General features: G+C 55.2%; 6 protein-coding genes. 5 read left to right on the top strand and 1 reads right to left on the bottom strand.

Translation table 11 applies throughout. From position 1 onward, the window contains the following. Positions 1 to 6: 6 nt before the first annotated feature. The 5 genes from Pla52o_RS14470 (at position 7) to Pla52o_RS14490 (ending at position 10,264) form a co-directional block, all read left to right on the top strand. Positions 7 to 1,809 carry an SLC13 family permease gene (locus Pla52o_RS14470; protein WP_146595339.1) on the top strand — a complete coding sequence of 601 codons (1,803 nt, stop codon included), beginning with the start codon at positions 7 to 9 and terminating at the stop codon, positions 1,807 to 1,809. A 602-nt stretch (positions 1,810 to 2,411) separates the two neighbouring features. Beyond that, a complete protein-coding gene (locus tag Pla52o_RS14475) occupies positions 2,412 to 3,074 on the top strand; it encodes a TetR/AcrR family transcriptional regulator (RefSeq protein WP_146595340.1) in 663 nt (220 codons plus the stop codon). Continuing rightward, complete coding sequence (locus Pla52o_RS14480) at positions 3,061 to 4,824, top strand: efflux RND transporter periplasmic adaptor subunit (protein ID WP_390620880.1); 1,764 nt, start codon at positions 3,061 to 3,063, stop codon at positions 4,822 to 4,824. The genes Pla52o_RS14475 and Pla52o_RS14480 overlap by 14 nt, the downstream gene beginning before the upstream one ends. Continuing rightward, positions 4,824 to 8,198: an efflux RND transporter permease subunit gene (locus Pla52o_RS14485; protein ID WP_146595341.1), complete on the top strand. Its 3,375-nt coding sequence runs from the start codon at positions 4,824 to 4,826 to the stop codon at positions 8,196 to 8,198. The genes Pla52o_RS14480 and Pla52o_RS14485 overlap by 1 nt, the downstream gene beginning before the upstream one ends. A gap of 254 nt (positions 8,199 to 8,452) precedes the next feature. Beyond that, positions 8,453 to 10,264 (top strand): arylsulfatase, encoded by a 1,812-nt coding sequence (locus tag Pla52o_RS14490; RefSeq protein ID WP_146595342.1) that lies wholly within the window; start codon positions 8,453 to 8,455, stop codon positions 10,262 to 10,264. A 32-nt stretch (positions 10,265 to 10,296) separates the two neighbouring features. On the opposite strand, the gene Pla52o_RS14495 is transcribed toward Pla52o_RS14490, so the two are convergent. Further along, a complete protein-coding gene (locus Pla52o_RS14495) occupies positions 10,297 to 15,555 on the bottom strand; it encodes a DNA repair ATPase (RefSeq protein ID WP_146595343.1) in 5,259 nt (1,752 codons plus the stop codon). Positions 15,556 to 15,727 lie beyond the last annotated feature (172 nt).

Genomic DNA, 15,727 nt, shown 5'->3' on the forward strand with positions numbered 1-15,727 from the left:
ACGTCGATGGAGACTTGGGAAGCATGGTTGACCGTCATCGTCGCTGGCTCACTGCTGGTGTGCTTGGCGATGCGCGTGGCGGCGACCGACTTGTTGGCCTTGATGTTCCTGGGCGTGATCATATTCGCCCAAGAGATCAGCGGTTCGACGCTGCTGCCGACCGCCGAGGAGGCGGTTATGGGCTTCGGCAATAAAGGATTGATTACGGTCGCGCTGCTGTTTGCGGTGGTGGCCGGTCTGGAATTTACCGGAGGTACCGAATTAGCCACTGGTTGGTTGCTCAGCAAAGCCAAGAACGTCGTCGATGCGCAAGTCCGGTTGCTCGTTCCCGTCGCGGCGCTGAGCGGATTTTTAAACAATACGCCACTCGTCGCGGCGTTGATGCCGGTGGTAGGAGATCTCAGCAAACGAGTTTCCGTCAACAGTAGTCGTCTGCTCCTGCCGCTGTCGTACGCTGCGATTCTTGGTGGCATGTGTACGATCATGGGGACCAGCACAAACCTGATCGTCAAAGACAAGTACGAACAGCTCAACGGCAACGTGATGTCATTTTTCGAGCCCGCAGCCGTTGGGATTCCCGCAGCGATCGTGGGCTTGATCTACATCATCGGTTGCTCGCGATGGCTGCTTCCCGAACGCCAAGCGGCGGTCAGCGTTTCGGATGACCCTCGCCAATACACCGTCGAAATGGAAGTCGATTCCTCAGGACCGCTCGTGGGGCGGACGCTGCACGAAGCCGGACTGCGGCATTTGCCGGGGCTCTACGTCGCCGAAATACAACGCGCCGATGGGATCATTGCAGCCGCAAAACCCAACGAGGTCTTGCGCGGCGATGACGTGCTGATCCTGGTCGGAGCGTTGGACAGCGTCGTTGACATGCGAAAAATTCGCGGCTTGACGATCCCGGATGACCAAGCCCGTAAACTGCGTGTGCCGGCATGGCAACGCACCCTTGTCGAAGCGGTGGTCAGCTCGCGCTGTGCCCTGCTTGGCAAAACCATTCGCGAAGGAAAGTTTCGCTCCCACTACAATGCGGCCGTCGTCGCCGTGGCTCGCGGTGGCCGGCGATTGACCGGGAAAATCGGCGAGGTGCGACTCGAAGTCGGCGATGTTTTATTGCTCGAAGCGTCCCCTTCGTTCTTGCATCGTCGCCGCGAATCACATGATTTCTATCTGGTCAGCACCGTCGAAAAAGGAGTGGTGCGACGCCCCGAACTCGCGTGGCTGTCGATCGGAGTGATGTTGGCGATGGTGGTGGCGGCAACGCTAACGCCCGTCTCCATCATGACCTCGGCCCTGATCGCGGCGATCGCGATGATCGTGTTTCGCTGCTGCACCGCTTCGGAGGCACGCCGCAGCATCGATTGGTCGGTGTTGATCGTGATCGGAGCTGCAATCGGAATCGGGCAAGCGCTGGAACAGAGCAAGGCGGCCGATACGATCGCCAACGGCATGCTCAGCATTGCTGGGGGAGGCAACCTCGGGTCGTTGGCAGCGATCTTTATTGCCACCATGATTTGCACCGAATTGATCACGAACAATGCCGCGGCCGTCTTGATGTTCACGATCGCCGTTACCACGGCGGGCAAGCTGGGCGTCGATCCCGCCCCCTTCGTAATCGCTGTGATGATCGCGGCATCGGCAAGCTTCTTAACCCCGATCGGCTATCAAACGAACACGATGGTCTACGGCGTTGGAGGCTATCGTTTTACGGACTACCTTCGCTTCGGCTTCCCTTTGAGCATCATTGTGTTTGTCGTCTCGATGCTGATCATTCCCCAGGTCTGGCCCTTCACACCCGCCCCTTGATTCGGTCGCACGGTTTTAAGCAGGTAGGCAGGAGTCTTTCGGCAGCTTAGCCGTTTTGCCGCTAGCGGCGGCTCCCACGTTCAACCGGGGCTAACGCTGGGCTGTGCAAAAGATGGGGTTGTGTTTTTTGTGGTTTGCGCAATTTTCATCCCGCTGGGACGACCGACAGTCGCCGGTGGTTTAAACGCAGCGAACACCACCGCAAGGCCAGCGGTTCGGATTCCGGGGATGCCGCTACGCTTACGCCCGGCCAATCGCTAAGAATCCTTTCGGGATGAAGCCAAAGCCTTCACGACAAAGCCTTCACGACAAAGATCGCGGAACAAAAATGCCGTCACGAAATGCTCGGTCCATACCGACGATTCCGCCCCCCAGGCCAACGCCCGAACGGCTGATGGGATTTCTCCCAAGGATTCCTGCCTAGCTGCTTAGCACAACGCGTAGCATCCCGGTCGAGCTCGATTGCTAGCTACCATGCCGCCGTGGCCTTGGCGCCTCTGGACACCTTCTTGGCGAGCTGGCTAAACTATACCCGACCGACGGTCGATAAATAGACGACCGCGGGTTGATTACGGTTGGCGAGGTCACAGGAGATCCTTTGAATGAATTGGCAACGTGCGAGACAACCGGCTCAAAAAGCCGAGCGAATGACGGCAATTTTGGATGCGGCGGCGTCGCTTTTTGACGAGAAAGAACTTGCTGAAATCACGATGCGGGATGTCGCCGTGCAAGCGGGCGTGGGCAAAGCAAGTTTGTATCACTACGTCAAAACCAAAGAAGAAGTGTTTTTGTCACTCTATGGTTACGAGCTGGAATCGTGGCTCAATGAGCTCGAAAAACGACTCCACCGACTTCGCCGTCCCACGCCTGAGCGTGTCGCAGCGGTGTTGGTTAACGAGTTGCTACTGCGGCCGAGATTGTGTCGTTTAAAGGTGGTGCTAGCGCTCGTGCTCGAACGCAATCTATCAGACGAAGCGATTACGGAATTCAAAGAGTCGCTATTGGAACCGACTCATCGCTTTGTATCGCTGATTCACCATTCGCTGCCCGAGCTTTCGATCACCGCCGCCAAAGATTTTCTGTTTCAGTATCACGCGTTGGTGGCTGGGTTGTGGCCCATCGCCCATCCCAGCGACCAACTTGCCGCCATACTCGAAGACGCGAAATACAGTGAATTCCGTGTCGACTTTGGACCGCTGCTTCAGCGCACGCTTGCGAGTTTGTTGCAGCAAACCTCACCAGGAGCCGAAAATGCAAGTCGATAACCCCCGATCGGCGCCCCCGATCGGGCAACTTCAATATTTGGTCTTCTGCGGTTTCGTCTCGATGTTGGGCTGTCAAAAACCAGCGATGGAATTTGCCGACAAGGCGGCTCAACCGGTGACCGTGATGACGTTGGTTAAAGCGATGCCTCCGTCGTCGTTCATGGCGTCTGGCAGCGTCAAATCGTGGAAGTCCGAAGACCTCGGTTTTGAAGTCTCTGGACGGCTCGAATGGGTACTAGAGCCCGGCTTGGATGTGGACGGGCGGATCGTGGATCCTGAGGGGAATTTAGTTCAACCAGGCACGCCGCTCGCCCAAATCGAAACGGCTCAGTACGACATTGCGGTCGAGTCGGCAGCGGCGAACGTCGAGGTTGCCGAACGCAAAAAGGAGAGCATCGAGATTCGCTTGAACGAGGCATTGCCGGTGGAAATCGAATCGGCCGCGGCAGATTTAAAACTGGCGCAAATCGAATTTGAGCGAATGCAAAAATTGAATGCTCAGCAAGCGGCCTCGCAATCCGAATACGACCAAGCGGAGAATTTGGTGCAGACGCGACAAGCCGCATTACGTTCCCTCGAAGCAAGCGAGAAACAAGCCCAAGCGGAATTGAAGTCCGCCGAATCCGAAATCCGACGTGCTCAACAAGTGTTGCGTGACGCCGAGCGCGACTTAAAAAACACAACCCTGTATGGCTCCTACCAAGGCCAAATCGCCGAGGTGATGGTGGTGCCTGGCAGCGTTGTCACGGCGGGGTCGCCCGTTCTGAGGCTACAGATGACCAACCCGATCAATGTCGAGGTTGAGTTGTCGTCGCAACAATCACGTCAAATCCGTCAGCGGCGAAATTTGCCTGCGGCGTTCCCATTGCCCGATGGCACGATGCGGCACGTCAATGCGTTTATCTACAGCATTGCGCCGAGCGCCGATCCGAGCACACGAACGTTCACGATGAGGCTACTGCTGCTGAATGAGAAATTTCGTGATCGTTTGCCGGATTCAATTTCAGAGGATACCGTGGCAAGGTCCGAAGACATTTGGCCCCTGAAACTCAATCGTATGATGGGGACCCCCGCTGAGGTGACGTTGGTGGAAGAGAAATCGATCCACCATGATCACGAAGGTGCCTTCGTTTATCGGGTCATCAATGCCAAACTCGACGATGTCTTTCCCAAGATCCTGAAAGTCCGTCGTCAACGTTTAACAGAAAACGATTTGCGGATTCCGTTTCTAGGCAATTGGGTTTTTCGGTCGGTGTCGTTCTTGGATGACAAGGGTAATCGCGAAATACTTCCACAGAACACCATCTACATCGGCGAATTGGAAAGCGGTCCTTCCGCAGCGTCCGCGTGGGATGGCGAATCGGTGGTTTTAGACGCGGGCGCCCAATGGATGCTACGCCCAGGCGATTTGGTTTCGGTGGATCTGTCGAACAGCGAAATGGCGGTTGGTTTCCATGTGCCAATCGAAGCGATCTACGAAGAGTCGGGCGAGATGTTCTTGTTCGTCGTTCAAGACGGTCATGCGAAAAAGCTTGCGGTCCAGCTGAGACAGGCAGGAAATCTGGATGCCGGTTCGCGGGTCGAGATCCAATCGCCCGCCTTAGTCGATGGGATGCAGGTGATCGTTGGCGGTGTCCACTATTTGCGAGACGATGAACCGGTTCGGATCGTTGGGACGACGCGGGCCGAACAATCTTCAACGAATGCACCCGAGCCTGTTTTGGGCAATGATGATGGGATGTCGCTGTAATGTCTTTACCTGCCTTGGCGGTCAAGTATCGCCCCATCGTGATTTCGATCGTGTTGCTCGCGATGGCTTGCGGCGCGATGACCTATGTCACCATCCCGCGGCGTGAAGACCCTGAGTTTACGATTCGCGTTTGTGTTGTCTCAACCTCATGGCCCGGAGCGTCTGCGGAAACGGTCGAGGAGTTGATTACGGACAAGATCGAACAAAGTTTGATCAGTATTGAGGAGGTCGATCTGACGCGATCGACCACGTTGACGGGCCAGTCGACTATTTTCGTTGAGATCGAAGACAACGTCGCACCGGCCGACATTCAAAATGTGTGGGACAAGGTGCGGGCGCGTGTGCAAACCGTGCCGATGCCCGAACCCGAGATTCTCCCCGTCGTCAACGACGAGTTTGGTGATACCGCCGTGTTGTTATTGGCGGTGCATCAAACACCATCGCATGGACGCGATCACGTTCGGGAACAGGATCGGTATTCAGCTCGTCAACTGGAAATCCACGCCGAAGCGGTGCAAGACGCGGTGCGATTGTTGCCGGGCGTTGCCAAAGTCGACATGTTCGGCCAACGCGAGGAGGCGATTTATATCGAAACGGAGCTCGCGAATTGGTCCCAGCTCGGTTTGACCACGGCGCAGCTTGCAACGTTGGCTCGCGAACGAAATATTATCGAAGCCGGCGGTGAACTGGATACCGAATCGGGCCACTATGCCGTCAAAACGGGCGGCGAGTTTAACGCGGTCCAAGAAATCCAACAGATTGCCAGCACCGTTCGCACCAATGGTGGCGACAACAGTGTCCCGCTTGCCGAACTTGGTTTGACGGTGACGCGAGGCCTCGAAGATCCGGCGGATTTCATCTGCCGTTTCGGAGACACGTCCGGTGTCACTCCTGCGGTGATGCTCGGGATCACGATGAAGTCGGGCTCCAACATCATTGACATTTGCGAGGCCGCCAAGGCGCGCGTGCAGATGTTGATGGATGTCGAACAGCGATTGCCACCGGACATTGCCGTCACCCCCGTTTCAGATCAATCCGAAAGTGTGGCGAAAAAGATCCGTGACGTGATTATCAACGTGATCGAAGCGGTCTTGATCGTGGTGGTGGTCGTCTATTTGGTCGTTGGCTTTCGCACCTCGTTTGTGATGGCCGCGAACATCCCAATCGTGGTGCTCATTGCGCTGGGGCTGGTCGCTCCCTTGGGCGTTCAATTGGAACAAATCTCGCTCGCCGCCTTGATCATCTCACTTGGGCTGTTAGTTGATAACGCGGTTCAAGTTTGTGACCAAGCTCGCACGAATCAAATGGCGGGGATGAAACCGTTTCCTGCGGCGATTGATGGTGCTAATACGCTGGCGATCCCAATGTTAGTTGGCACGCTAACGACGATGGCCGCGTTCATTCCGATGTTGTTCTCACTCGAAGGCGGCGGAAAAGAATACGTCTACAGCTTACCCATCACCGTGTCGACCACGCTCGCGCTCAGTTGGTTGTTGGCAATGACGTTGTGTGTGATCCTCGCCGGTCTCTTCATTCGAGCCCCCGAGGGCAACCGATCGGGATCACCCGTTGTCAATGCCGCTACGGCGATGACGCGGTTCGCGTTGCATTTCCGTGGTCGCGGGCGCACAGGTTATGAATCGAATTCCCGTTCGAAAACCGCGTCCGGCACTCGGTCCGAGAATTGGGTCTACCGGATCTACGGCGTCGTGGGGGCATTGGCGGTGAAGGTGAAATGGTTGACGGCGATCGCCACGTTGGCGTTGATTGTGGGCATCATGACGTTGCCGGTCAGCTCGGAATTTTTCCCTGAAGCCGATGGGACTCAGTTCGCGGTCAAAGTCATCCTGCCTGAAACGGCGACCATCGATCAAACCGATGCGGTGGCGAAACAGGTCGAGCAGATCGTCCGCACCCTGGGACGCAGCGACGACCATCGGCCGGCGCGTTTGAGATCCTTTCGCACGATGGTGGGCGGCGGCGGATCCCGCTGGCATCTCGGTTGGAGTCCCGAACCGAAGACGCGGACCTATGCTGAGATTCTGGTTCGCACCAGCGACAATTCTGTGACGACACGCTACGCCGAACAGGTGCGTGAAATCGCCGAACGGGGCGACCGGGAACTTGGAATCGAGCCCATCGTCGGGGCCCGTGTGGTTCCGCTGCAATTAGCCCTCGGGCCTCCCGCGGATCCATTGGTGTTTCGGGTTTCCGGGAACGGATTTGCCGATCCTGCGGTCCTGCGATCCACCGCCGACCGATTAAAGCGTCTCGTGGACCAACAACCCGAAACCTGGGACGTCAACGACTCCTGGGGCGCCGATGGCTACCAAGTCCGCGTCGATGTCGACCAGGATCGTGCCACGCTCGCGGGCGTCACGAACTCGCAAGTCGCGCGGACGCTGAACTCTTATTACTCCGGTTTGCGATTGACGACGTTTCGCGAGGGCGACCATGAAGTGCCTGTCTATTTTCGGCTCAAACCGAGTCAACGGGCATCCATTCGGGGATTGCAAGAATCATTTGTCGAAGGGGATCTTGGCAAGGTGCCGTTGTCATCCATCGCCAGCTTGCAAACCACGTTTGAGTTGGCCAAGATCGCCCGGCGCAATATGAACCGGACCATCGAGGTGAGCTCGCGAATGGAACCTGGCGTGACCGGTAACGACGTGGTCTCGCGGCTTTTGCATTCGGATGCGATGAAAACACTCAAGGCAAGTTTGCCGGTCGGTTACTGGATCGAACCGGGCGGGGCGTTCGAAGAGAGTGCCGAAGCGGGTGGGCAAATGATGACGTCGTTTCTTATCTCCTTTGTATTGATCGTGCTGTGTTTGATCTTCCAGTACAACGGTTGGTCCAAGCCGTTGATCATTCTGTCCACGCTGCCGTTGGCATTAGCGGGAGCATGGTTGGGGTTGTTTCTGTTTGATAAGTCGCTCGGCTTCATGCCTCAGCTTGGGATCTTGGCGTTGTTCGGGATCGTCTTGAATACTGCCATCATCTTTGTTGAGTTCGCCGATATCGTAATCGCCGAGCGTGCGACCACAAAAGTGAATACGGGAACCGCCAACGGTCCAATCGTCGGCTTAAGCATTGCCGAGTTTCGCGAGTGTTTGATCGATGCCGGCAAGCAGCGGATGCTGCCCATCTTTTTAACTACGGCGACCACGGTGGGCGGACTGATTCCGCTAGCACTCAGTGGCGGCGCGCTATGGGAAGGTCTCGCGTGGTGCATGATCGTGGGATTGCTGCTGACCACATTCCTGACGCTGATTGTGGTTCCGGCGTTCTACGCCATCCTAGTCGAAACCTTCGGCGTCAAACCGATCGCAATCGCCGAAGCCGATCCACACCAAGTAAATCACCAGGGGTAATCGCGTCCGGAGGCATTAGGCGTGCTCTCCATCGATTTACCGACCGCGCCGTCCCCCAAGTCCATCTGTAGCAACGACTTACCTCACTCGAATTGCGATGCACCGAGGGCCGGGAAACGAGGCACTGCGGTTCCGCTCCGCCGAAAATCGAGACGTGAACGACGCGGTGATGATACACTGGCGTCTCTTCACGATCTGCGTCCACCGTCTGCGTCCACCGCACGAATGACTGTAGCAACCTCGACGAGAATCTCATGAATCGAATGCCATTGTTAGCCATCGCCTTGGAAATGGCGGTTCTGGTCGTGCCCACCCTCGCCGAAGCAAAACAGCCCAACGTTGTCGTGGTGATGACCGACGACCAAGGCTGGGGCGACTTAGCGTGCAACGGCAACCCCTGGATCAAAACGCCGACGATGGATGCGCTCGCCTCCGAAAGCACGCTCTTGACGAACTATCACGTCGATCCCACTTGCGCCCCAACGCGAGCGGCGTTGATGACGGGGCGTTACTCCGATCGCGTCGGGGTGTGGCATACGATCCAAGGACGCAATCTGTTGCGGTCTCGCGAGAAAACGATGGCAGACCTCTTTGCCGCCAACGGGTATGCGACCGGCATGTTCGGCAAGTGGCATCTCGGCGACGTCTATCCGTTTCGGCCCGAGGATCGCGGTTTTACTCACGCCGTTTATCACGGCGGAGGCGGAGTGATGCAGGCTCCCGATTATTGGGGCAATGACTATTTCGACGATACCTATATCGAAAATGGAAAACGAAACCGCTTTCCCGGTTTTTGCACCGACGTGTGGTTCGACGAAGGGATGAAATTCATCAAAGCCAACAAACACAAACCATTTTTTGCCTACATCGCAACCAACGCGCCGCACTCGCCGCTGTATTGCCCGACAAAGTACACCGACATCTACAAAGAGGATCCCAATGTGCCGTCAGATGAATTCTATGGGATGATCACCAATATCGATGATAACCTGGCGAAATTGATCCAGTTGCTTAAAGACGAAGGCCTCCACGACGACACGATTCTAGTCTTTACCACCGACAACGGCACGGCAGCCGGCTTGGTCAAAGGACTTGGTTACGATGGCAACATGCGAGGCAAAAAGGGGTCTCAGTACGACGGTGGGCATCGTGTTCCGTTCATGATCCGCTGGCCCAACGGCAACATCGAAGCGGGCAAAGAAATCAGTCGACTAACGGCTCACATCGACATCTTGCCAACGTTCATTGACCTATGTCAGCTTGACGCACCCGAGATCAAGTTTGACGGATCGAGTTTGCGAGAATTGCTCTACGGCGATGCGGACGGCTGGCCGGACCGCAGCTTGGTCGTCGAGTCGCAACGAGTAGTCGATCCCGTCAAATGGCGTCAATCGGCGGTGATGACGGATCGTTGGCGGTTGGTTGATGGCAAGGAGCTTTATGACATCCAAGTTGACCCGAAACAAAAACACAATATTGCCAGCGAGCATCCCGAGGTGCTGCAGCGTTTGCGGAATCAATACGAACGCTTTTGGTCGGATGTTTCCGCGGAGCACAATTTGACCAGCTACATGATCATCGGATCGGCGCAGCAACCGATCGTGACCCTGTCGTCTCATGATTGGCTCGTCGAGCGGGTGCCCTGGAATCAACCTCACATTATCTCCGGCGCAATGGCAAAGCCGGCCTATTGGGCGTTGCAGGTGGAACATGCCGGTGAGTACGAAATCTCCCTTCGTCGCTGGCCCGTCGAAGCGGACAAGGGGATCAACAACGGCGATTATGGCAACGCGTTTGCGTTTGAGCAGGCTTGTTTGCGAATCGACGACATTAACGAAACCAAGCCGATCCCAGCGGGAGCCAAAGAAGTCACGTTTCGAGTCACACTAAAAAAGGGAATGACGCGGCTAGCTCCCACCTTCGTCGGCGGTGGAATCGAAGCGACGCCGTATTACGTCTACGTCACTGACAAAATCCAGCCCGCGTGGCAAACCCCGGAGGGAATGGGGATTCCAGTCTACGATCCCGAGTACGGTCGTCGTCCGCCGCAAACAATGTCGAAATGACGTTGAGCGGCACGCAACGAACCGAGCCAACCCTACGATGGCGGAGACAAGCCTTCGTTGCCCGATTCGATCATTGATTCCATCTGTGAATAATGAGCGAGCATCGCTTCAAGCTGCGATTTCAGTTTCTCTAAGTCGCGACCATTTTCGAGCGACTCCGTCAAAATGGGACGCATCCATTCTTGCATCAAATGGAACTGACCTTTGACGAGATCCGCCAACACACGAGGCACTCGATGTTGGACCAAAATCTTCTGGTCGGGTGGCGATGCAGCTTGTTGTTCGCTGACCCGCTCCAGATTTTTACTGGTTGCACGCAGCGTATCAGAAAGCTGAGCCAGCGAGGCGGTCACGCTTTGGCGAAGCAGGTCGACCCGGTCGTCCATACGTTCTTCGGCCCCATCACTTCCTGATGCGATCGCATGAGAGATAACTTGGCGAATCGATTCGAGTCCGTCTCGCATCGCACCGAGTTGCCGCATCAATTGGCCCGCTTGGTCTTCGCTGTTCATGCCCTGCATTCGAACACTTTCCACAAACGCATACTTGATCGCATCCCAGCGTTCTTTTTCGGCCGGCGTTAAAATCCCCATCAACTCTTTGAATTTCAATACATTGGCTTCGTTATCGGTCGTCAACGTTTGTGCATCTTGCTCGTAATTGCTGATAATCAGGGTTTGCAATTCCTTTTCATTCATCACGCCCACCACGCGTTCGGCAATGCGATTCATATTTCGGTAACTGCCTTGCAATTTAAACGGAGGCTCGGTGCGATACGAATCGGCCTGAGCGGCGCTGCGAATGTAGGCGCGATTTACCTTTAGCACGACATCGCGGACCCGCAATAATTTGCGTACGACTTCGAACATCTCACGCACTTGATCCATCGACAAGTTGCTTTCCAACTCGATCCCTTCGAGCGAATCACGCTCGGCCGCACGAAGGATCGCTCGAGAATCTTCCATCGGAACCGTCGAGAGTGGAGCCAGGGTGCGGTTGCTGGTCAAACAATTCTCCAAGTAACTCATCTCGAACGCGTCGGCGGAATCGCCAATGATCTCACCGAGGTTATAAACGTCGGCGCGATTGGAGAGCATGTCGGGAATCTGGAAACGTTCCCCACTTTCGGTATAGGGATTTCCCGCCATCACGACCGCTACCCGACGACCGCGCAAATCAAACGTGCGAGTCTTGCCGTTACGAACCCCTTCAATCTTACGTGTCGCATCACAAAGCGAAATGAACTTCTGCAAAAACTCAGGATGAGTGTGCTGGATATCGTCCAGGTACAGCATCACATTGTCGCCCATTTCGAGCGCCAAATTCAGCCTTTGGATTTCTTCGCGAGCCGCTGCGTTAGGCGCTTCTGCGGGGTCCAGCGATGTCACGCCGTGACCGATCGCAGGCCCATTGATCTTCATAAAGACGATGCCCAGCCGATTGGCAATGTACTCCATCAACGTCGTCTTGCCGTATCCCGGAGGAGAGATCAACAGCAGCAATCCCATCCGATCGGTCCGCTTGTCCGCCCCGGCTGCGCCCATTTGTTTCGCGAGATTGTCGCCGATCATTGGCAAATAGACTTCATCCAACAAACGGTTGCGAACAAAGCTGGTCAAGACGCGTGGCTTGAACTCATCAAGTCGCATGTCTTCACGAGCGGCATCGAGCAATTGTGTTTTCGTTTCCTGCAACCGTTGAAATCTCGGCACGACATCGATTCGGTAGCCGCGAACACGGTCGAGCAATTCGTGAAAGTGCAGCGGCATCTCGCCTTTTTCGATCCGCGGGTGAGCTCCCGCCATCGACCCCAGCTTTTGAGCGACCGCAGCATCGACGACCGACATCGAGCCTACGCCGCCGCTTTGAACCAGCCAGGCAAACTCATCGAGGTACGATACCGAGGGATCCAATTCATTTGTTGTGGTGCGAGATTGCAAAAACGCCTCCGCCCAATTCCGCGCCAAAATAAACGTCGCCACAGGATCGGCTTGATTGCGTTTGATCGACACATCGAGCCACCTTTGGCGATCCGATGCTGGCAACGTTTCGGTGAACTCGTGATACAAGTCGGAGGCCCGTTTGCTGACCGCCGGCTGGTCCTCGGACGCAACCCATTGATCAAACAAGTAGTCAGCGATCCGTTCCTCGGTGACATGGTTAGAAAAGAGCGATCCCCAACGCGGTCGGTCCGAGGATGCAAGCTCCGCAAGCCGTTGGCGAAATTGCACCGCGGGCTTTGCGTTAGGATACGCCTTGGCGAGTTTGGCAAACCCACCGATCCACTCCCTCATCGCCTCGCTTTGTTTCGCATCCAACAATTTCGTATACCACAGCAACGAAGCCGCGCGCACCGAGGGCGAATGTCGTAGCAAACCAATCGAGCCATTGAGTTCGACGAGTTGGCTCAGAATCTTAATGGCATCGACATCGTGAACCCCTTTGGAATAGCCTTCCCTAAATCGCCCCGCAATCTGCGTTTGCATCCACTTCGCATCGATCGATTTCCGGTCGATGGCGTTGGTGGGATCGGCGATCATGTTTTCAAACAAATCGACGGCCAAGTATTCACCGCGATAGACATTAGGATCCTCGCTAACCAGCTCCTGATTCCAAAGATCTTTAGCCGCATCGAGGGCCTCGTCACGAAGCGGCTCAAAGAACTGAGTGCCGGTCAGATGCAAACAGATCTGCCCGCCGCGCAGCACCGTAGTCAAATCCAGCGGCTGCGTATTGACGGCGAACCGATGTCGCCCCAAGCGGATGACATCGCCGCCATCTTCGTAGAGATCTTGACGATCTTTAAGTTGTCGCGAGGCATCTTCGCGAATGGTTTTCAAGCGACTTTGCAGATCTTCGACACGAACGGCATCGCCGAGCTCTGTGAGCTGAGCGATAATGTCCCGCACCTTTTCGACCATTAAATCGCCAGCGAAATAGGCGGCCATTTCATCGCCCGAGGACATCGACCGGACGCGAGAATCAATCCCTTTGAGAATCCGATCGGCCGCCGAAGCCAACGACTCGGCGCGTCGGTTGCGTTTCTCCGTCCATTGGACTTTCCGCGACTCAAACGCCGCGTAGACCTCTTCACGCCGCTGAGCCAATTGAACAATAAATTCGTCGAACTCGGCGAACCGCCCTTCGAGTTCTTCGAGCTGGACCATCACTTTGGTCAAATATTCATCACACTTCTCGGCCGAGTCGATGACGTCCAAATATCCGGCGGTGGTTTGCTGCAGCAATTTCATCTGCGAGGCAAACTCCGCTCGCCCCTCGACACTGACGAGCTCGTTGATGCGTGCCTTCAACGAACTGCGGACGCGGTTGAGCGAGGCAAAAACGTTCCCGATGGCATCGATGATCTCGGTCCGCTTCGTCGCATCCTCGATCCGTAGATTGCTGACCGTTTCGGTCAACAACTCCAATTGGCTAGCCGACTCGTCGATCACCTCGCCTAGTTTCTTGGCTTCGGAAACCGTTTCCACCTGCTCGACTTGTTCCGCAGCCGCACCGACCTGAGTTTGATAAGAATCGAGCGATCCAGGCGTCAGCAAAAAATCGACACAGCGACGACTGAGTCGCTCGGAGCGTTCCGCCGTTGTGGATTCAAGCGTTTGCACGACATCTAGATCGACGTAGCGGAGCTCTTTGAGGGCCAAGGCGTGACCGCGTTGAAGCCGCAGCTTGGCGAGGAAATCAACAAAGCTCTCAATCGACTCGAAACGTCCACGCTCGATCTCTCGGACGAGCGTTTGCACATCTTGCTGGACCTGATTGATTTGTGTCTGCGTATCTCGACGGACCCGTACGACTTTTTCAAATTCGTCAACCGCAGCCGATGCCGCTTCGCGAATTTGTAGTAACGGTTCGGAAAGCTTCTCTGTCTCGGGTTTGTCGATCCAAAAATAACTATCCAACACATCGGACGCTTTCTTAACCAAGTCGACGTACAACCCATCGTAGCTATCGTCTTTGTCGATCAATTGAAGCAGTTCACTGCACTCGGCCATGCCGCGAACGATTTCCTTGTTCCCGATTTTGAACAACAGCGAATCAGTTTGATTCTCAGGAACAAAATTAGAACTCGTGAACGGCGTTTGCCAGACCTGGATGGCATGATGTTTTTGCGGTTCCGCTTGCGTCTTGAAACAAACCATCTCCCCCGCATCAAACAACGTTTGCCCGCTACAGACCAAGGGTGTTTCCACCGATTGGCGAATCAGGTTGTAACGCAATTGCACATACGTTCCCGTATCAGGATTGTAAAACAGGTAGAGAAAATCTTCACCGTTGGCTGCGGCGATCGTGCGTTGATAGCGCATGTCGCGGAGCCCATGATCGAACCGTTTACATTCCCCCGTTTGCAAATAGTAGCCGCCCGGAAAGATCAACCCTTGGTCACTGGGTAGCATCACGCACGCGTGCTCGATTTCATCGAGCCGGGTGGCTTGTTGAATCTTCCCATTGAAGACGATGTAGCGGGTCTTGGCCTCTTGATACGGACGCACTTTCATCAGTACGAGATTACCAACGATGGCATAGTGAATCTCGGCGTCATCGAGTTTTTGGTCGCGATGATCAACCGCCTCGGCATAAATGCCTTCACCGGAATCGGTGTTATTTTCGATTTTGACGGTTAAATCACCGCCGACGGTTTCGATAAAAACACGGTCATCGATCGAGATATGGGGATGAGTCCCATAATGGTGTTGGTCACGTGTCGTTCGCGTCCAAGTGAATTCGTGCTGTTGCGGATCACGCACCTCGTGCTCGCTACGATTGTCCAAATACTCAATCGAATCGGGAGTCACTCGCCATTTAAAACTCTTGATATCGCGTGGGTTCTTGCCAACGCGAAACACCATATGCAACATCGGACCGACGCGAAAGAAGCGAGCGAAAGCGGTGCCTTTGTAGAACCGGTAGAGTTCGTTGAAATCATTGGCGAAGCGTTTGTCGCCAATCAACTCGAGGGATGCTTGGTGAAATTGATGGTTCTCGAATCGATAGACCGAGAACACGTCGGCGAGCTCAATCTCGGATTTCAGCCCAAATTGAACGTTGTAGCCAAACAGAAACTTGTCACCGATCGAAACCAAGTCGCGAGGGATGCAATTATGAGCGGTGGTAACACGCTCGGTGGTAATCAACCGAGTTTCAATATTACCGAAGACTGCAGCCCGCTCTTCGTTCAGTTTGGAAAGTCGCCCACGAAGGTCGGACGACGCATCACGAAGTCGGTTGCGAAGGACTTCGTAGGTCCCGGCAGCAAGTGGAATGTCGGTCATGGCCGTCCCTTCGCAGTGAATTTCAATGGGAATCCCCCATCATGATTGCAACGCGCAGTGTATTCGCGGTAAAAGCAGGGTATTCGCGGTAAAAGCAGGGCGATCGCGGTAAAAGCAGGCGTTTTCCCCGTGAAATGGCAGGCACCTTTCCGGCGAAAAGAAGGCGCTTCCC

Origin of the sequence: Novipirellula galeiformis (genome assembly GCF_007860095.1) — a bacterium.
Taxonomy (GTDB): Bacteria; Planctomycetota; Planctomycetia; order Pirellulales; family Pirellulaceae; genus Novipirellula; species Novipirellula galeiformis.

Coding starts and splice junctions, on each gene's coding strand:
- Pla52o_RS14470 (WP_146595339.1), top strand. CDS start 7: ATGGAGACTTGGGAAGCATGGTTGACCGTCATCGTCGCTGGCTCACTG.
- Pla52o_RS14475 (WP_146595340.1), top strand. CDS start 2,412: ATGAATTGGCAACGTGCGAGACAACCGGCTCAAAAAGCCGAGCGAATG.
- Pla52o_RS14480 (WP_390620880.1), top strand. CDS start 3,061: ATGCAAGTCGATAACCCCCGATCGGCGCCCCCGATCGGGCAACTTCAA.
- Pla52o_RS14485 (WP_146595341.1), top strand. CDS start 4,824: ATGTCTTTACCTGCCTTGGCGGTCAAGTATCGCCCCATCGTGATTTCG.
- Pla52o_RS14490 (WP_146595342.1), top strand. CDS start 8,453: ATGAATCGAATGCCATTGTTAGCCATCGCCTTGGAAATGGCGGTTCTG.
- Pla52o_RS14495 (WP_146595343.1), bottom strand. CDS start 15,555: ATGACCGACATTCCACTTGCTGCCGGGACCTACGAAGTCCTTCGCAAC.